Here is an 18,643-nt window from a genome sequence, read left to right as displayed (position 1 = left end):
TTGGTGGTGGATGATGGTATTGTGGTAACGGAGAACATCTATAAAAAAATAGAGGCGGGCATGCCCCGCATGCGCGCTGCAAAAGAAGGCTCCGAAGAGATATTCTTTGCAGTGATCGCCACTTCCATTACCCTGGCCTTTGTATTTCTGCCCATCATTTTCCTGCAGGGTTTCGTGGGTCAGCTGTTCCGCGAGTTTGGCATTGTGGTGGCAGGCGCCGTGCTCATATCTGCTTTCGTTTCCCTCACACTTACACCCGTGCTGAACGTAAAGCTGGGCCGGAAAAAACATACCCACTCCTGGTTCTATACCAAAACAGAGCCCTTTTTCCAGTGGATGGAAAGCGGCTATAAAAATTCCCTGCAGCAGTTCATGCGGGTACGCTGGGCGGCGGTAGTGATTGTGGGCGCCTGCCTGGTGCTGATCTATTTCCTGTTCAGGACCCTGCCGTCTGAGCTGGCGCCGGTGGAAGACCGCAGTGAATTCCGCCTGACCGTTACCGCACCGGAAGGCACTTCCTTTGACTACATGGATGACTATGTGAACAAGCTGATAGGGTTCATGATCGACTCTATACCGGAAAAACGGATCATTCTTTCCGTAACAGCGCCGGGCTTTAGCGGAGGCGGCGCGGTTAACAGCGCCTTTGCCTATGTAACGCTGCCTGAACCGCATGACCGGCAACGCTCTCAAAAGGAAATCGTGGACATGGTGAACCGTAACATGTACCGCTTCCCGCAGGGCAAAGTATTTGCCATTGAGCAGCAAACCATACAGGTAGGCCGCCGCGGCGGGCTGCCCGTAGCCTTTGTGCTGCAGCATATTAATTTCGATTCACTGGCATCCGTACTGCCGCGCTTCCTGGAAGAGGCCAATGCCGATCCTACTTTCCAGGCGGTAGATGTGGACCTCAAGTTCAATAAACCGGAGCTGCGCATCCAGATTAACCGCGCCAAGGCCAGTGAGCTGGGCGTTTCTGTAGAAGACATTTCGCAAACCCTGCAGCTGGCCCTCAGTAACCTGCGCTACGGCTACTTTATACGTAACGGTAAGCAATACCAGGTAATGGGGCAGGTGTTCCGCGCCAACCGCGATGACCCTGCCGATCTGCAGAATATTTATGTACGCAATAACCGGGGCGAAGCCATCCAGCTTGATAACCTGGTAACTATACACGAAGAAACCAGTCCGCCCATTATTTACCATTTTAACAGGTACAAGTCTGCCACCATTTCGGCCAGCCTGGCCCCCGGCAAAACCATTGGCGACGGCATACAGGCCATGTACAATATCTTCAGCCGGCTGAAACAGGAGCATGTGATAGACGATTCCTTTAACACGGCGTTGTCCGGCTCTTCCCGCGACTTTGCGGAAAGCGGCTCCAACACCATGTTTGCGCTGGTGCTGGCGCTGCTGCTGATTTACCTGGTGCTGGCCGCGCAGTTTGAAAGCTGGGTAGACCCGTTTATTATCATGCTTACCGTGCCGCTGGCTTTTGCCGGCGCGTTGCTGTCGCTATGGCTGTTTAACCAAACCTGGAACATCTTTTCCCAGATAGGTGTAATTATGTTGATAGGCCTGGTAACCAAGAACGGGATACTGATTGTGGAATTTGCCAATCATAAACGCGATAGCGGTATGGTAAAAAGAAGGGCAGTGGTTGAAGCAGCAGTGATGCGCCTGCGTCCCATTCTCATGACCAGTTTGGCCATGGCCCTGGGCGCGTTGCCCATTGCAATGTCGTTAGGCGCTGCTGCCACCAGCCGTATACCGCTGGGTATTGTAATAGTAGGCGGCATCATATTTTCACTGGTGCTTACCTTATTTGTAATACCGGCTATGTACAGCTTCCTTTCAAGAAGAAAACCCGCAAGGGATAATGAGGAAGAAGAAATGATGAGTGACGGGCAGGAAGCCATTAGTAAAGATGCTGCCGCTGCGCATGCATAAAATGAATGTTGGATTTGAGTCAAAAAATGAGATCAGCTATTATATTTTGTACACTGCTGCTATGGGCGCTGCATGGGCAGGCCCAGCAGGTGCTTACGTTGGACCAGGCAATAGACCTGGCGTTAAAGAACAACTATGATATACGCCTGGCCCGTAATGATGCGGATGTATATGCCAATGATTATGCTTATGCAAACATGGCTTTTATACCGCGGGTAAATGCCACTGCCGGCAGAACCTGGAGCCATACCAGCACTAACCAGAAATTTGCCAACGGCAATAAAAGAGATACCAGCGGCATTAAAAGCAACAACTACACCGCCAATGTAAGCCTTAACTGGACACTGTTTGACGGCCTGCGCATGTTCGCCAACCGCGAGCGCCTGGAAAGCCTGCGCGACCTGGGCGGCATGGCCCTGCGCGACCAGATGATCAATACCATTGCAGATGTTATTACCGGCTATTACGATGTGGTGCAGCAAAAACAGCAGCTGCGCAATATTGCGGAGCAAATGTCTATTTCAGAAGAAAGGGTAAAGCTTTCCGACGCCAAGTTCCAAACCGGGCTGGGACCTAAAACAGACCTGCTGCAATCCCGGGTGGACTTCAATGCGCAAAAGGCCGCTTACCTGCGCCAGCAAACCGTAATAGCACAGCGTAAAGCTGCGCTGAACCAGCTGATGGCAGTGGAGGTAGCCAATACTACCTATGAGGTGGAAGACTCTATTCCCATTAACCTGAAGCTGATATATGGCAACCTGCAGCAGGATATTATGCAGAACAATGCCACGCTGAAAATAGCGCAGCAAAACCTGTTTATTTCCCAGCTGGACCTGAAAGCCACCAAGGGCAATTATTTCCCGGTAATATCCTTTAACTCGGCCTACAACTTCAGCCGGGTAAATTCCAATGCCGCCACCAACTCTTTCAGCCCCATATTTAACCAAAACGGCGTATTCAATTACGGCCTTACCGCTACTATTCCCATTTTTAACGGGCTGGATGTAAGAAGGCAGGTAAAAAATGCAAAGCTGAATGTAGCGTACCAGCAGCTGTGGCTGGAGAATACGCAAACGCGCATAAGCCTCAGCATCGACTCTACCTTTAAAAATTATGAGTACTACAAGCAGGCCGTTACCCTCGAAGAAGAAAATATTGGCATGGCCCGCGAAAATGCAATGGTAGCGCTGGAGCGCTTCAGGCAGGGCGTATCTACCACGCTGGAGGTAAAGCTGGCGCAGCAAAGCCTGCAGGATGCCTTTAACCGCCTGATACTGGCGCGGTATAATACCAAGCTGGCGGAAACAGAGCTGCTGCGGCTGAAGGGAGAACTGCTGAAATAGATGTGCAGATATGCAAATGTGCACATCATTTCTCCCCCTTCTCCTGCCTGTATTGCTCAAAGGTTTGCTTGATATACAGCAGCAGGTCATAATCCGTGGCATTCTGCAAAAAGTTGTAGCCGGGGCGGTAGCGCAGCATAAAGCTATCCAGCTCGGGACTTTCCAGCTTCGTCATTTTTTGCACCAGCTCGGGTGAATAGCGGTAGTCTATAAATTTTTCCTTTTCCCAGTATAGCAGCTGCTCATGAAATTGTTCCTTTCGCTTACGGGTTTTGCTGGGCACCAGGTATGATAAGGCAGTAACCGGGTTGGCAGGCAGCGTTTTCAGCACGTCCATGGCGCCCGGCTTCTTATAGTTAAAGTACCTTCCGTATTCTTCGCGGGTAGCCAGTGAGTCATTGTGATAATTACGCCCCCTTACATTGATCTGCTGCAGGCCGAATATGCGTTTGGTCATATACACATTAATGTTGGCGGGTTCCACCGGGGTTACTATATCTTTCTTGTAATAGCTTAACATGGAAAATTCAATGGTATCGCCCGGCATGGCCTCAATAAAAAAGCGGCCGGTTTCATTGCTTAACGTGCCTGCCTGCGTACGTTTGTTAATGATGGTTACAGCGGGAAGGCCATTCTTGGTATCGGCATCCACCACCATACCGTTCAATTTTACCTGCTGCGCCTGTGCAGGTTTTAGCCCGGCCAGCAGTAACAGGAATATTGGTAGAAGTGCTCCAGTGTATATATACAGTCTATTTTTCCGAATAGGCATCGACAAATATAGTTTTACCCACGCAAATGAAAAGTTAAAAATGGCTGCCAGCCGCCGTGCTATCCACACATTGCTGACATAGTCCCCAAATATAAGCACCTATAAGCACTGCTTTATGTATGACCGAAAAAATTAATTATTTTTAATAATTATAACCAAATTCCATGCCTCGCAACCATCATTTCGCTGCCCAACGCCACCAGTGTGCACTTTTCATGGTTCCCTTTTTTCCATGTTCACCTGCAAAACCCCGCAAATCCAGTAATCTGGCCCACTGGCCCGATGTTTGTTCTACCCCGCTTGGCGGGCATTGGTGTATTGCACGTAACACAATACTGTACTCAGATCTATTCATTTTGTAGTATGCTGCATTTTCGTATAATCGAATACGGTAGTTGTGATTACCAGGCCATGGTGGCCCTGCGCGATGTGATTTTACGCAAACCGCTGGGCCTGACATTTTCGCCCGAATATCTTCAGCAGGAGATGAACGACTACCTGGTAGGTTGTTACAAAAAGGAAAACGATACGGAAATACTGATAGGCTGCTGCATACTGTCGCCGGTAAATGCAACCACCGTACAGCTCCGGCAAATGGCGGTAGATGAGGCCTACCAGGGCAGGGGCATAGGAAGCGGCATTATCAGTTTTGCAGAACAGCAGGCCGTACAAAACGGTTTTACAACGCTGATGATGCACGCACGTAAAACAGCGGCAGGGTTTTATGAAAAGTTGGGGTACACGATTAAGGGGAATGAATTTACGGAAGTAGGCATCGCGCACTACGAAATGTCGAAAGCACTGTAGCTGTATGTAGCCCGACTTTAGAGAACTGTTCGCATCAAAACAAATTAACAGGGAACCATGAAAGCGTGAAAACAGAACAAGTGAAACCATGAATTATTGAAAGCCATTTCACCCTTTCACAACTCGATTACATCGTAATCAAAAATCTCGCATATATCATGAAAAGCCATGTACTCGCCGGGTTAGGGCTGTGCTGTCTTTTTTACTGTACCACCGGCAAAGCGCAGCAGGACACTACTGCGCCGGTACGTAAAGATTCAACAGTACAGCAGGACACTACCAAAAAAGACACAACGACGCAAAACACCACGGGTGTACAAAAAACAGATACCTCCGGGTTAATACTGCCAGATACTACCAAGAAAACCCAAACAGTTACAGATACAACGCGTAAACCCACGCAGGACACTGCCCGCAAGCCGGCGCAGGACACGGCGCTTATACTGCCATCTGATTCTGCGGCGCAGCAACCCACTGCCGGCGGCGCCGGTGCGTTTACGCTAACGGGCATTGTGCAGGACACATCGGAAACACCCATCCCTGGCGCAAAAGTGCTGAACAAAGCTACCGGGCAGGCCGTAGCGTCGGACCCAACCGGTAAGTTCTCTATTAAAGCCAGTCCCAGGGATTCCATTGTAGTGTCGGCCGTTTCTTATGGTGAGCAAACCATTCCGGTTAAAGACCAGAAGCCGCTCACCATTTCGCTGAGCGCCCTTTCTTCGGGGCAAAAAACCTTATCCGAAGTAGTGGTAACCGCGCTGGGCATCCGCAAAAACGCGCGCGCAGTAGGTTATGCATTGCAGGAAGTTAGCGGCAATGCCGTGCAGGAAGCCAAGGAAGTGAACTTTGTAAACTCGTTGTCCGGCAAGGTAGCCGGCCTGCAGGTGAACACCAACACGGGTTCCATGGGCGGCTCCACCAAAATGACCATCCGCGGCAACAAATCCATCCTGGGCGATAACAATGCCTTTATAGTGGTGGATGGCGTGCCGGTGCTGAACAACGTACTCAACGAGCCCGGCCAGCAGAACGGCGGCGGTGGCTATGATTACGGCAGCCCCATACAGGATATTAACCCTGAAGATATAGAGAACATTTCTGTACTGAAAGGCGCTGCTGCCACCGCATTATACGGCAGCCGCGGCGCTAACGGCGTGCTGCTGATCACCACTAAAAAGAAACCGGATATTGATAAAGGCCTGGGCATTACCTACAGCCTGAACGCGCAGATAGACCAGGTATATGTGCTGCCCAAATACCAGAACCAGTATGGCGGCGGTTATACCGGGTTTGATACCCTGTACTATAACCAGCATCCCGAAGCTTTTTTAAGCGAGCAGGCAGCTACCTATAATGATAATAATGGCAAAGGCCCTTATGACCTGATGCCGCAGTTTTATGCGGATGAGTCCTGGGGTCCTAAGCTGGATGGCCGTTTGGTGCGCCACTACTGGTCGTTCGATAAAGACAAGGGCAACCCTGACTTTGGTAAAACAGCGCCCTGGTCGCCACAGCCCAATAACGTGAAAAGCTTTTATAAAACAGGTACTACCATTACCAACAATATTGCGGTAGGCGGCTCCAATGATAAAGGATCTATGCGCCTCTCCTATGGCAATACCGTTCAAACATTTGTATTACCTAACTCAAAGCTGAACAGGAACAACCTTTCCTTTAACGGCAATTACCTGCTGGCAAAAAATTTAAACGCCGTAGCTTCTATCAACTACAGCGTGCTGGATGCGAAAGGCAGGCCGGGCACCGGTTTCACAGGGCCCAACCCTACGCTGCAGTTCACCATGTTCGGCCAGCGCCAGCTGGATATGAAGCGGGCCCAAAACTACCTGTTCCCCGATGGCTCACAGATCACCTGGAACCGCACCACCTGGGACGATGCTACTGTAAAGTTCAGCAACGGCCCCTACTGGAACAGCTATCGTGATTATGAGAACGACTCCCGTAACCGCCTGTTCGGTTTAGCCGGCCTGGATTACACGGTATTGCCCTGGTTAACATTGAGCGGCCGTGTGTTTATGGACCAGTATAACATGCAGGCAGAGGAAAGAATGTCGCAGCAGCCGAACATTACCGGCTCTTACATAAAACGCATCCGCGACTCCCGCGAAATGAACTACCAGGTAACCGCCGACATTAACAAAGATTTTGGTAAGCTATCGCTGGATGCAACCATCGGCGGCAATATCATGCACCGTAAAGCCACCACTACCGGCGGCTCTACGGTTGGCGGCCTTATCATCCCGGGTGTGTATAACCTCAACAATTCCGTACAAACGGCCCTGCCCCTGGATCAGTACTATGAAAAGCAGATCAACTCGGCCTTTGCAACAGCTACCCTGGGCTATAAGAACCTGCTGTTCCTGGATCTTACCGGCCGCAGCGACTGGAGCTCTACCATTAACGTAAAAAATAATCCTTACTTCTACCCGTCGGCATCACTGTCATTCGTGTTCTCCGACCTGCTGAAATGGAAGTGGATGGATTTTGGTAAGATAAGAGGTAGTATAGCCGCCGTAGGTAGCGACACCGATCCTTTCCAGGTGTATGATACCTACGCATTCATACCGCCGTTCGGCTCCAGCCCGGTAACACAGTTTACCGGCGTAAAGAACAACCAGCTGCTGAAACCGGAGCGCACCCGTGAATATGAATTTGGTACGGAAATGCGGTTCTTTGATAACCGTATAGGCTTTGACGTTACCTATTATAACAGGAACACCCGCGACCAGATTATTACCATGCCGGTACCGGCCGCTACCGGTTTCTCACTCATGGTAGTGAACGGTGGTAATGTACGGAACCAGGGTATTGAAGTAGGTTTGAACCTGAACCCCATTCGCCTGAAAAGCGGCTTCCGCTGGGATATTAACGTAAACTTTGCGCGCAACCGCAACAAGCTGCTGGATATGAATATCGAGCAGTTCAACACCCAGCTTGACCAACTGACACTGGCCACTGACCGCCGTACGCAAAAAGTGTCTATTGCCGCCCTCGTAGGCCAGTCGCTGGGCACCATCATGGGTACCGATTATGTGTATGATGAGCAGGGCAGGAAAAAGGTAACGCCCGCCGGTTTTTACCAGGTGTCCGACATTAAGGAAATAGGCAACGTAAATCCTGACTATATCGGCGGTATTAACAACAGCTTTTCTTTTAAAGGCGTGTACTTATCCGCCCTCATTGACTTTCAGCATGGCGGCGACTTTTTCTCCTACACCAACCTGTATGGCAAAAAATCCGGCCTGCTGGATGTAACGGCTGAAAACGGCATTCGTGAAAACGGCATTGTGGTGCCCGGTGTTACCGATGATGGAAAAGACAATACCGTGAATATTTCCGCTAAAGACCACTTTAGCCAGAACTTCGGTAACGTAATCAGCAAGGCCGACCTGTATGACGCCAGCTACATTTACCTGCGTGAGGTAAAGCTGGGATATAACCTTCCGGAGTCATGGTACAGCAAAATAGGCGCACAGGCAGCGCGTATCTCTTTATACGGCCGTAACCTGTGGCTTATGCATAGCAATGCGCCGAACGTGGATCCCTCCAACATTACCAACTCTGCCTCCAATGTGCAGGGTATTGAAGGAGGTGCGCTGCCTTCGCTGCGTTCCTATGGTGTGAACCTGAATGTTTCTTTCTAAAAAAAATTAACGGAAATGCTTACACGATATTTTAAATATGGATGTTATCTTTTACTGGGCTGCATGGTAATAGCAGGTTGTAAAAAACTGGAAGATATTAATCACGATCCTACCAAGCCTACCACTACGCAGCCGCAGTATTTGCTGACTGGTGCAGAAAAATCAGCAATGGATGTATTATACTCCGGCCTGCAGAACGGGCGCATAGGCATGCCTTACGCACAATACTGGACCGGTAATGATAAGGCGAATGATAGCCGCTACCTGCTGGATGAAGGTATTAACACCACACTCTGGAATAACCTGTACAGCATATCGCTGCATAACCTTGACCAGATTATACAAATAAACCGCGCCATGCCCATAGCCAGCTCCACTAACCAGATAGCCATTGCGCAAATACTGAAAGCATGGATATTCCAGATATTGTCGGATGCTTACGGCAATGTGCCGTACTCACAGGCTTTTAAGCTGCAGGAAAATAACCTGCGCCCTGCGTATGACGATGCCAAAACCATTTACGCCTCCCTGCTGGACACCCTGGCTGCGCAGGCAGCTGCGCTGAACCCCGCAGAGGGCAGCTTTGACGCCGGCGACGTGATATATAACGGCAATGTAGCTGCCTGGCAAAAGCTGGCCTATTCACTCATGCTGCGCCTGGCCATTCGCATGGCAGATGCTGACCCGGCAGGCGCCAAAGCCGTTATTGAAGCTAACTATACAAAGGCCATGACCAGCAATGCCGATAACGCACAGTTCCAATACCTGGGAACAGCGCCCAATAAATTTCCTTACAACGAGTCCGAAAGGCCGCTGTCTGAATTTTTTGTAACGGCCGAACTGGTAAACTATATGCAAAGTGTTGCAGACCCGCGCCTGGGCATATATGCACGTAAGGCGGCTGACAGCACTTACCGTGGCCTGGCCTACGGCACCTCAGAAACCAACCCGAACCGTTTACCGCCTTCAGAATACTCTTATCCCGGCAAACGCATCTACGCTGCGGATATGGTAGGCATTTTGATGACCTACCCGGAAGTAGAGTTTATACTGGCAGAAGCAGCTGCACGCGGTATGGCTACCGGCGATGCCGCCACCCATTATCAGAACGGCGTAAAAGCATCTATGGAATACTGGGGCGTTACCAATGCCGACAGTGTGGCCGCTTACCTGGCCCGTGTGCCTTACGTGGCCGGCGACTGGCGCAATGTAATAGGCTCACAGAAATGGCTGGCGCTGTACCCGCAGGGCTTCCAGGGCTGGTTTGAAAGAACGCGCCTGAACTTTCAGCAGCCCGGCGGCGACAGCCTGTTTCATGCGCCGGCAGATGGTTCACTGGACCAGAATGTAACGTATGTACCTTACCGTATTACCTACCTGGTAAGCGAGCAGCAGCAGAACAAGGCCAGCTATGAGGCCGCTGCCAGCGCTATCGGCGGCGATACCAAAGGCACTAAATTATGGTGGAATAAACAGTAGCCAATTATCATTTGGGGGAGGCACTGTTTCCAATATCAGGGCCGTTCTGCTTACACAGAACGGCCCTTTGTTTTGCAGCGGCATTTTTCCATTATCTTTTTATCTTTAAGCCAATCAATTCAGAAAGCTGATGAGAAAACTATTATCTGTACTCGCATTCCTGTTATTGCACGGATTATACACCCACCTGCAGGCGCAATCGCTTACCCATTATTACCAGCACTGGTACACCTATTTTGGCACTGCCGGCATTAACGAACGCTGGTCCGTACCGTTTGATGTGCAGGTACGCCTGCGCGACGGCATAAGCACAAAGGGGCAAATTATGCTGCGGGGCGGCCTGCAGTACATGCCCAACAAACGCACCGGCTACCTGTTAGGCTATGCCAACATACCCACCTACAGCCCCGCGCTGGATGCTTACCAGCCGGAACACCGCATTTATGAACAGTTCATTTACAAAATGCAGCAGCCCGCGTTTACCATGACACACCGTGTACGGCTGGAGCAGCGCTGGGCGGGGCAAAAAACACACGCCGGCAATAACGGCGGCTTAAAGGTAAGCCACTGGAAATACGGCAACCGTTTCCGCTATTTTAACCGTACCCAGTTTCCGCTGAAGAAGGAAAAGCAGCCCACCGGCTTTTACCTGGCCCTGCAAAATGAGCTGTTCATGAACCTTTGGGGGAATGAAATTAATGACAAGTTTATTGACCAGAACCGCTTTTTAATTACGCCCGGTTATACGGTAAAACCCAACCTGAAAGTAGAGCTGGGCTATATGAACCACTACCAGCAGTTTGCCTCCGGCGATGAGGCCATGAACCATGTAGTGCACTTTTCCGTGATACATGAGTTTATGCTGTAGACGCAAATACTTAAATGTTCACCATTTTCACTGCGGTTTATTTCCGAACTTTATGGATGGATAAAAAACGGCGTATTTTTTAATTGTAAAACCTAATGGCTGTGATGAGCAGAAATGAAGAGATATTCCGGAATTACCTGGCTGTTATAGATATACACCTGGAAGAGCTGGTAAGCGGCAAAACAGACCGGATGTATGAGCTGCAGGATATAGCTGCGCACATCTTTATTCACCCCACGCATTTAAGCACGGTTATAAAGCAGCATACCGGCCATCATCCCTGTTATTTTTATGAGCAAAAGATTATGGCGCATGCCAAAAAGCTGTTGCAGGATAAACAATATTCGGTAGCGGATGTAGCCTACACCCTTACTTATGACCCCTCCAACTTTACCAAATGGTTTAAAGCGTTTGAAGGTGTTACCCCCTCACAATACCGCAGCCGGTTAATGCAGGCGGCTGCGCCGGTAAATGTTTAGCTGATTTTTCCGCGTACAAGGGTGCTGAAGCGCTTACGGGCAGCGTCGTTCTCAAACGCGCTGGTTGGAATAAGCAGGAAAGATTTTTTATCGCGGTAAAGAAAAAAGAATTTGCGGGTTTCCACCAGCCGGGTAAAATGGTTCCAGTATAGCTGCCGCTGATGCTCGCTGCTGCGGGTAGAAATAAACAATCCTTCTTCTGAATACAGCAGCTTTATTTCATCTTTAAAGGTAGCGGCCTTGTTATAGGTTGAAAGGGGCAGCAGGTACCAGAAAGCCCATACGATAATGGCCACCATGGCCACAATGCCAATCAGCGCGCTAAAGTTAACCAGGTGAAATAAATACCCCAGGAGTGTAACAAGCAGCAGGATAGCCAGGGTGGTGCGGTATACTTTTACTTCTCCACGCTGCATAAAGTGATAGCGTAATGCATTCAATACATCCTCCTTGTTATAGCTAAACTCTACGTGCATTATTGGCCAGGCAACAGTTTTTTATGGTTCTACTACTTGGGAACAGCTATTGACATAGGGCTCTCCATGTCGTCCCTTTCTGTAACCGGCGCGTATTTCTTGCGGTTGGCCAGTACTTTTTTGGTATTGTTATCCAGATCATCTTCATTCAAACCGGGGAAGTTATTTTTTATGAACTGGAAGTATTGCTGCAAGGTTTTAACATCTATCTTAAAAGGAAATACCAGTGTTTTACCACCGCCTTTCAGATAGTCGTTACTGTTAATCCTGGTTTCATTCTGCAGGTACCATTTGTACAGGTCCACCACCGCATTTTCCAGGTCGCCGTCTTCCTCAGCTGAGTTGTCGGGCTCACGGTTCAGCATCCACACATATTCCTCAACCCGGCTGGGTTTTATAGCAGTAGTTGTTTTAACGGGAGAAGGTGCGGTTTTGCTGCCGGCGGCAGACTTGTCGCCATTATTGTCACACCTGTCCGTACACTTTTCCGACTTATGGCCATCGTTGGCATAAGTACTTAATGTGGTGAATAACAGGGCCGCTATTGGCATTAATATCCATATGAAACCCCGCATGGTGCTCATACGTTGCAGTGATATTGTAAACTTGCCTGGTTTCATATAGGTATTTTTTCAACTTTAAAAATACAAAATACAATTTATAAATCCCAAAAAACAAAATGGTCCTACATTTACAGTTAACAAAATTTAACATTCCGGACACATCCGTTATATCTTATTCTTATAATATATGATGCCTGCCTTTATGAACTGGAGCAGCGGTAAAGATGCCTGCTTTGCCCTTTGGAACCTGCAGCAGCAGGGCTTATATGACGTACGTTACCTGTTTACCACCCTCAATGCCGGTTTTAACCGGGTATCTATGCACGGGGTGCGGGAAACCCTGCTGGAAGAACAGGCCAGGCAAATCAATATTCCCCTGAAAAAAGCCTATTTGCAGGAGCAGGCCTCCCTGCAGGACTATAACGCCCTTATGCAGGCACAAATGGCGGGTATGCTGCAGGAAGGTATACAGCATGCTGTTTTTGGTGATCTTTTCCTGGAAGACCTGCGCCAGTACCGGGAGGGTCAGCTGGCCCTGATGGGTATGACAGGCGTATTTCCCCTGTGGCAGCAGGATAGCCGGCAGCTGCTGCTGCAAATGATAAAAGCCGGCTTTAAAGCCATTGTGGTATGCGCCAATGCCCGTTACCTGGGCGCTGATTTTGCCGGCCGTATCATAGATGAGCAGTTCCTGGCCGACCTGCCGCCTGGCGTAGACCCCTGCGGGGAGAACGGCGAGTTTCACACCTTTGTATTTGACGGCCCCCTGTTCACAGCGCCGGTAGCTTTTACCCCGGGTGAAACGGTGGAGCGTACCTACGGGGAACCGGCTGCCGCCTGGGATAACCGCTTTTTCTTTAAAGAGCTGCTGCCCTCATTAACACCGTCATAAAAAACAAAAGCAATGGATGAACCATTGCTTTCGAGAGTCATTTACAGTGCATGAAGAGTCACGCTTGTAGAAATATTTGGTTTTTCATAGGACAGTAACCATAATAAAAATTAATACGATGACAAATATATAAAAAAACCATAATACTGTTATAGGAATGTTAAAGATTTTTAATACATCAAATTAAGATGGATTATATTAATAAAAAGATAAATAAGATGGGTGTTTTTGAAAATAATTGAAACCGCCGCTGCTATTGATATGAAAGCGAAATAATTAACAAATGGTGCGTGCTAAATCGGATAAAAGAATGAAGGCGTTTAACTCATTGCGGGCCGCGTACCTGTATGAAGGGAAAACTGCAGGTGGCTTTAAAAAGTAAGGGCGCCTAGAAAAGCGCCCTCAATTTGTTACTATCCTATGAAAACCCTATTTGAATACAAATGTAAGTGCATGTTATTTTAACTTGAAATTTTCTGGCTAGAATAACAAATCATTAACAAGGCTAGTACACTGATAGTCAACTACAACCCATACTGTTTCCACAATTCAGGCACTTATAGCAGGTACCGGATCGTACAGTGATATGACCGCAGGTGTTACATGCCGGGGCATCGCTTTGCATGCTGCGCATATAATCCTGGGTGCTGCTTTCGCCACTGGCCTGCTTTGCAAGCGCCGGCTGCTTGGCTGGCCTGGATGCTGCGGTATTATTCGTATTACCGCCGGTCAGGAAGGTAACGTGCACATTAGACAGCTGCGGCCTGGCAGGCTCTCTTTCCTCCTCATCCTCTTCCCCGGTATTGCCCGGCGCGTCCAGCACATGCACCAGGTCTGTACGGCCCAGGTACTCATAACCCAGTACGCGGAATATATAGTCTATCAGCGAAGTGGCGGATTTAATGTTCGGGTGGTCTACCATACCGGCGGGCTCAAAGCGGGTAAACACAAATTTATCTACAAACTCCTCCAGCGGCACCCCGTACTGCAGGCCAACAGAAACAGCTATGGCAAAACAGTTCATGAGGCTGCGCAGGGTAGATCCCTCCTTGGCCAGGTCTATAAATATCTCGCCCAGGGTAGCATCATTATACTCGCCGGTGCGCAGGAAAATGGCCTGTCCGCCTACCTTGGCCTTTTGGGTAAACCCACGGCGCTTGGCCGGCAGGGTTTTGCGCTCAATAATGCGCGACAGCTGGCGTTTGAGCGTGGTGTCGGGGCTGGCCTGCATGCGCTTGCTTACTTCTTCCAGCAGCTCGTCAATGGTCAGCTGGTTCAGGTCTATGATCTGAGCCGCGGCTGCCGCCGGTGCTGCTGCGGCATCTTCCACGGCAGCATCGGCCTTTTTCTTTTTATCGCTCTTGTTGCTTAGCGGCTGGCTCAGTTTAGAACCGTCGCGGTACAGGGCACAGGCTTTAAGGCCCAGCTCCCAGCTTAATTTATAGGCGTCTTCTATATCTGCTACCGCTGCTTCGTTAGGCAGGTTAATGGTTTTGGAGATGGCGCCGGAAATAAACGGCTGCGCAGCTGCCATCATGCGAATGTGGCCATGCGGGTGAATATAACGCTCGCCTTTTTTGCCGCATTTGTTAGCGCAGTCAAATACCGGCAGGTGCTCTGCCTTCAGGTAAGGCGCGCCTTCTACCGTCATGGTGCCGCATACAAAATCATTGGCGGCTTCTATCTGTTCATCGGTAAAGCCCAGCTCATGCAGCAGGCTAAACTCCATGTTAAAATACTCTTCCGGCTTAAAGCCCAGGCGCTGCAGGCATTCTTCGCCCAGCGTGTACACGTTGAATACAAAAGTAATGTCAAAGGAAGAGGCTACGGCCGTATCAAGCTTCTTCATTTCTTCTGCAATAAACCCTTTTTCGCTCAGCGACTGGTGGTTAATATAGGGCGCTCCCGCAAAGCTGCCGGCTCCCTTGGCATAATCCACAATGGCCTTTATTTCATTGGGCTTGTAGCCCAGGTTTTGCAGCGCCGTGGGTATGCTTTGGTTAATGATTTTAAAGTAGCCGCCGCCGCTCAGCTTTTTGAACTTTACCAGCGCAAAATCCGGTTCCACGCCGGTAGTATCGCAGTCCATTACCAGCCCTATGGTGCCGGTAGGCGCAATTACAGTGGCCTGCGCATTGCGGTAGCCGTATTTTTCGCCCAGCTGCACTGCATCGTCCCAGGCTTTGGTGGCTGCTTTCAGCAGGTAGTTGGGGCAGTAGCGCGCGTTAATGCCCTGGGGTTTTATTTCAATGCCTTCATAGGCATCTGTTGCATCATAAGCTGCGGCGCGGTGGTTGCGCATTACGCGCAGCATATCTTCCCGGTTTTCTGCAAACCTGGGAAAAGCGCCCAGGTGGCTGGCCATTTCAGCGGATGTTTTGTAGGCAATGCCGGTCATAATGGCGGTAATGGCGCCGGCTATGCCCCTGGCTTCCTCACTGTCGTAAGCAATGCCGCTGACCATTAACATGGAGCCCAGGTTGGCGTAGCCCAGGCCCAGGGTACGGTAGTCGTAGCTTAGCTGGGCCACCTCTTTGGAGGGGAACTGGGCCATGTGCACGGATATTTCCAGCACGGTTGTCCATAGCCGCACGGTATATTCAAAACCTTTTACATCAAACTCGTTCTTTGTTTCATCAAAGAAACGGCGCAGGTTCACAGAGGCCAGGTTACAGGCTGTATTGTCAAGGAACATGTACTCAGAGCAGGGGTTGGAGGCGTTAATGCGTCCGCCCTGCGGGCAGGTATGCCACTCATTAATAGTAGTATCGTACTGGGTGCCGGGATCTGCGCAGCGCCAGGCGGCATAGGCTATCTGGTCCCACAGGTCGCGGGCCTTTACTGTTTTCATGGTGCGGCCGTCCATACGGGCTTTCAGCTCCCAGTCGCCTTCTTCCGCCAGGCGGTGGAAAAAGCTGTTGGGAATGCGTACGGAGTTATTGGAGTTTTGGCCGGACACGGTACGGTAAGCCTCTCCCTCATAATCAGAGGAGTAGCCGGCAGCAATAAGCGCCGCCACCTTCTTTTCCTCTTCTACCTTCCAGTTAATAAATTCCATTATTTCCGGGTGGTCAAGGTCAAGGCACACCATTTTGGCGGCCCGGCGGGTAGTGCCCCCGGATTTAATAGCGCCGGCTGCCCGGTCGCCTATTTTCAAAAAGCTCATTAAGCCACTGGAGGTACCGCCGCCACTCAGCTTTTCACCCTCACCGCGGATCTGGGAAAAGTTGGTGCCCACGCCGGAGCCGTATTTGAAAATGCGGGCTTCGCGCACCCACAGGTCCATAATACCGCCATCATTCACCAAATCGTCGTTCACACTTAATATAAAGCAGGCATGCGGCTGGGGGCGTTCGTAAGCAGAGGTGGATTTTTCCAGCTTCCCGGTTTTGGCGTTTACAAAGTAGTGGCCCTGGGGCTTGCCAGTAATACCATAGCTTTCATGCAGCCCGGTATTGAACCACTGGGGCGAGTTAGGCACGCAGGCCTGGTTAAGCATACAATACACCAGCTCATCGTAAAACACCTGGGCGTCTTTTTCGCCGGCAAAGTAGCCGCCGCGCTCACCCCATGCACGCCAGCAGTTGGCCATGCGGTGCACTACCTGCTTTACAGAGGTTTCACGGCCCGTGGAGCCATCCGGCTGGGGCACACCTGCCTTGCGGAAATATTTCTGTGCCAGTATATCGGTAGCTATCTGCGACCAGGCTTTAGGCACCTCTACATTGTTCATTTCAAAAACCACGTCACCACCGGGGTTACGTATCACCGACGAACGGAACTCGTATTCAAATTGCTCATAGGGGCTTTTACCGTCCTGGGTAAAATGGCGGGAAAATACAAGTCCGCCCTGGTTACTGTTCTGCTTCATCGGTTATAAAGTTTGTTCCATTCATCGGATGAACCTTGCATTCCCGTATTCACACTCCTTTGCTTGTACTCTTTCTGCTGCGCCCCCGGGGCGGTGCTTTCAGGGGTGAAAAGCCATTAGTAAATGCCAGGTTTCATTCCCAATATTTGGAGGATTTAACAATTCGGTTTTTCAATAATGAGGTATTTAAAATTAATTTTTAAAATCCGGCTTATCTCCTTTTTCTTTTTCACAGACTGTGGATAATTGACCCACCCGGCCATGAAGGCCACGGGAATATGGATAAATGGCGCTTATCCCCTGCTGGACTGGGGTTCAACGGCATGTGCATAACGAAAAAATGGCCTAAACATTGCTGTAGGTATTATTTAGCAGGCCGGTTGGCTAACCCGTGAAGGCCCTTTTCGCAAGAAAAATGAATGTTATGCATATTCGGTTATTTCACTATATGACTGTTACTTATTACCAATTTTTTTATACATTTGCGACAACCGGAACAACGCTTAATTGATGTACAAAAAATTATACACTTCTTTCGCTGAAAGAAAAACAAAAGGTACAAAATCATTTGCCGTCCTGATTGATCCGGATAAGGTTACCCCTGCTGGCATTGCCGACCTGGCAGAAAAGTGTTCGGCTGCGCAGGTTGACTATATATTCCTGGGCGGCAGCCTGGTAATTACCCAACACCTGGACGATTGTGTACAGCGGATAAAAGCCTGCTGCGATATTCCCGTGATATTGTTCCCGGGCAGTCCCAGCCAGGTATCGCGGTATGCAGATGCATTGCTGTACCTGAGCGTAATATCCGGCCGTAATGCCGACCTGCTCATAGGCCAGCACGTTGTTTCCGCCGTGGCGGTAAAAAAAAGCGGGCTGGAAGTGATACCTACCGGTTATATGGTGATTGACGGCGGCGTTCCTACCACGGTTTCCTACATCAGCAATACTTTTCCCATTCCTGCCGATAAAGACGATATTGCCATGTGCACGGCTATGGCAGGCGAAATGCTGGGCCACAAGCTCATATATATGGATGCCGGCAGCGGTGCACGCGATGCCATTACCGAAAGCATGATCAGCCGGGTGGCCAGCCAGGTGAGCATACCCATTATTGTGGGAGGCGGCATCCGCGATGCGGAAAAGGCTTACCTGAACTGCAAGGCAGGCGCCGATGTGATTGTGGTTGGCAATGCTATTGAAAAAGATACTTCCCTGATAAAAGAGATCGCAGACGCAGTACATTCTGCGCCGCTGATCGTAAAATAAGCACCGGAAAGGGTTATGCCCCGGATGTTTGTAAGATATTTATAATAGAAAAAGAGGGCCGCGGCCCTCTTTTTCTATTATAAGCTTACCGGTGACAAGCAGTATCAAAGGCTCATCATTTCCTTGAACTTCACGGCCTGGCGGCGGCTCACCTCTATCTTTTCCCCGCCCCGCATTTCCAGCAGCAGCCCCCCGTTAAAGTAGGTATCTAT

The 18,643-nt window shown here is 49.8% G+C and carries 14 protein-coding genes; 9 read left to right on the top strand and 5 right to left on the bottom strand.

Features of this window, described 5'->3' with window-relative positions:
• Both VFS25_RS10970 and VFS25_RS10965 read left to right on the top strand, forming a co-directional pair.
• The coding region (locus tag VFS25_RS10970) for an efflux RND transporter permease subunit (RefSeq protein ID WP_326462181.1) at positions 1 to 1,950 on the top strand (1,950 nt) is incomplete at its 5' end.
• Positions 1,951 to 1,976: 26 nt separating this feature from the next.
• A complete protein-coding gene (locus tag VFS25_RS10965; RefSeq protein ID WP_326462180.1) occupies positions 1,977 to 3,293 on the top strand; it encodes a TolC family protein in 1,317 nt (438 codons plus the stop codon).
• Positions 3,294 to 3,318: 25 nt separating this feature from the next.
• On the opposite strand, the gene VFS25_RS10960 is transcribed toward VFS25_RS10965, so the two are convergent.
• Positions 3,319 to 3,951 carry a carboxypeptidase-like regulatory domain-containing protein gene (locus VFS25_RS10960; RefSeq protein WP_326462179.1) on the bottom strand — a complete coding sequence of 211 codons (633 nt, stop codon included), beginning with the start codon at positions 3,949 to 3,951 and terminating at the stop codon, positions 3,319 to 3,321.
• Between the two features lie 477 nt (positions 3,952 to 4,428).
• Between VFS25_RS10960 and VFS25_RS10955 the strand changes: the two genes are divergently transcribed.
• From VFS25_RS10955 to VFS25_RS10935, 5 genes are all read left to right on the top strand, one after another.
• Positions 4,429 to 4,872 carry a GNAT family N-acetyltransferase gene (locus tag VFS25_RS10955; RefSeq protein WP_326462178.1) on the top strand — a complete coding sequence of 148 codons (444 nt, stop codon included), beginning with the start codon at positions 4,429 to 4,431 and terminating at the stop codon, positions 4,870 to 4,872.
• 158 nt (positions 4,873 to 5,030) lie between these two features.
• Positions 5,031 to 8,534, top strand: coding sequence for a SusC/RagA family TonB-linked outer membrane protein (locus VFS25_RS10950; protein WP_326462177.1), 3,504 nt, complete (start codon positions 5,031 to 5,033; stop codon positions 8,532 to 8,534).
• Between the two features lie 15 nt (positions 8,535 to 8,549).
• Complete coding sequence (locus VFS25_RS10945) at positions 8,550 to 10,013, top strand: SusD/RagB family nutrient-binding outer membrane lipoprotein (protein ID WP_326462176.1); 1,464 nt, start codon at positions 8,550 to 8,552, stop codon at positions 10,011 to 10,013.
• 130 nt (positions 10,014 to 10,143) lie between these two features.
• On the top strand, positions 10,144 to 10,881 hold the full coding sequence (locus VFS25_RS10940) for a DUF2490 domain-containing protein (RefSeq protein ID WP_326462175.1): 738 nt from the start codon (positions 10,144 to 10,146) through the stop codon (positions 10,879 to 10,881).
• A gap of 104 nt (positions 10,882 to 10,985) precedes the next feature.
• A complete protein-coding gene (locus tag VFS25_RS10935) occupies positions 10,986 to 11,360 on the top strand; it encodes a helix-turn-helix transcriptional regulator (protein ID WP_326462183.1) in 375 nt (124 codons plus the stop codon).
• Here the strand turns inward: VFS25_RS10935 and VFS25_RS10930 are convergent.
• Both VFS25_RS10930 and VFS25_RS10925 read right to left on the bottom strand, forming a co-directional pair.
• On the bottom strand, positions 11,357 to 11,836 hold the full coding sequence (locus tag VFS25_RS10930; protein WP_326462174.1) for a YcxB family protein: 480 nt from the start codon (positions 11,834 to 11,836) through the stop codon (positions 11,357 to 11,359). The genes VFS25_RS10935 and VFS25_RS10930 overlap by 4 nt on opposite strands.
• Positions 11,837 to 11,868: 32 nt before the next feature.
• On the bottom strand, positions 11,869 to 12,456 hold the full coding sequence (locus tag VFS25_RS10925) for a hypothetical protein (RefSeq protein ID WP_326462173.1): 588 nt from the start codon (positions 12,454 to 12,456) through the stop codon (positions 11,869 to 11,871).
• A gap of 130 nt (positions 12,457 to 12,586) precedes the next feature.
• Here VFS25_RS10925 and VFS25_RS10920 point away from each other — a divergent pair, with 130 nt between their 5' ends.
• Positions 12,587 to 13,291: an ATP-binding protein gene (locus VFS25_RS10920; protein WP_326462172.1), complete on the top strand. Its 705-nt coding sequence runs from the start codon at positions 12,587 to 12,589 to the stop codon at positions 13,289 to 13,291.
• Positions 13,292 to 13,811: 520 nt separating this feature from the next.
• On the opposite strand, the gene VFS25_RS10915 is transcribed toward VFS25_RS10920, so the two are convergent.
• A complete protein-coding gene (locus VFS25_RS10915) occupies positions 13,812 to 17,162 on the bottom strand; it encodes a vitamin B12-dependent ribonucleotide reductase (RefSeq protein WP_326462171.1) in 3,351 nt (1,116 codons plus the stop codon).
• Positions 17,163 to 17,672: 510 nt separating this feature from the next.
• On the opposite strand from VFS25_RS10915, the gene VFS25_RS10910 reads away from it, so the two are divergent.
• Complete coding sequence (locus tag VFS25_RS10910) at positions 17,673 to 18,431, top strand: geranylgeranylglyceryl/heptaprenylglyceryl phosphate synthase (protein WP_326462170.1); 759 nt, start codon at positions 17,673 to 17,675, stop codon at positions 18,429 to 18,431.
• A 104-nt stretch (positions 18,432 to 18,535) separates the two neighbouring features.
• On the opposite strand, the gene VFS25_RS10905 is transcribed toward VFS25_RS10910, so the two are convergent.
• Positions 18,536 to 18,643 (bottom strand): hypothetical protein, encoded by a 108-nt coding sequence (locus VFS25_RS10905; protein ID WP_326462182.1) that lies wholly within the window; start codon positions 18,641 to 18,643, stop codon positions 18,536 to 18,538.

Origin of the sequence: Chitinophaga sp., from assembly GCF_035761305.1 — a bacterium.
GTDB lineage: Bacteria > Bacteroidota > Bacteroidia > Chitinophagales > Chitinophagaceae > Chitinophaga.
This window is presented reverse-complemented; position numbering and strand designations above follow the sequence as displayed.

What these genes read in the sequence shown, in the direction of transcription:
- VFS25_RS10915 (WP_326462171.1), bottom strand. Translation starts at nt 17,162, where the DNA reads ATGAAGCAGAACAGTAACCAGGGCGGACTTGTATTTTCCCGCCATTTT.
- VFS25_RS10955 (WP_326462178.1), top strand. Translation starts at nt 4,429, where the DNA reads ATGCTGCATTTTCGTATAATCGAATACGGTAGTTGTGATTACCAGGCC.
- VFS25_RS10910 (WP_326462170.1), top strand. Translation starts at nt 17,673, where the DNA reads ATGTACAAAAAATTATACACTTCTTTCGCTGAAAGAAAAACAAAAGGT.
- VFS25_RS10925 (WP_326462173.1), bottom strand. Translation starts at nt 12,456, where the DNA reads ATGAAACCAGGCAAGTTTACAATATCACTGCAACGTATGAGCACCATG.
- VFS25_RS10935 (WP_326462183.1), top strand. Translation starts at nt 10,986, where the DNA reads ATGAGCAGAAATGAAGAGATATTCCGGAATTACCTGGCTGTTATAGAT.
- VFS25_RS10920 (WP_326462172.1), top strand. Translation starts at nt 12,587, where the DNA reads ATGATGCCTGCCTTTATGAACTGGAGCAGCGGTAAAGATGCCTGCTTT.
- VFS25_RS10960 (WP_326462179.1), bottom strand. Translation starts at nt 3,951, where the DNA reads ATGGTGGTGGATGCCGATACCAAGAATGGCCTTCCCGCTGTAACCATC.
- VFS25_RS10950 (WP_326462177.1), top strand. Translation starts at nt 5,031, where the DNA reads ATGAAAAGCCATGTACTCGCCGGGTTAGGGCTGTGCTGTCTTTTTTAC.
- VFS25_RS10965 (WP_326462180.1), top strand. Translation starts at nt 1,977, where the DNA reads ATGAGATCAGCTATTATATTTTGTACACTGCTGCTATGGGCGCTGCAT.
- VFS25_RS10945 (WP_326462176.1), top strand. Translation starts at nt 8,550, where the DNA reads ATGCTTACACGATATTTTAAATATGGATGTTATCTTTTACTGGGCTGC.
- VFS25_RS10930 (WP_326462174.1), bottom strand. Translation starts at nt 11,836, where the DNA reads ATGCACGTAGAGTTTAGCTATAACAAGGAGGATGTATTGAATGCATTA.
- VFS25_RS10940 (WP_326462175.1), top strand. Translation starts at nt 10,144, where the DNA reads ATGAGAAAACTATTATCTGTACTCGCATTCCTGTTATTGCACGGATTA.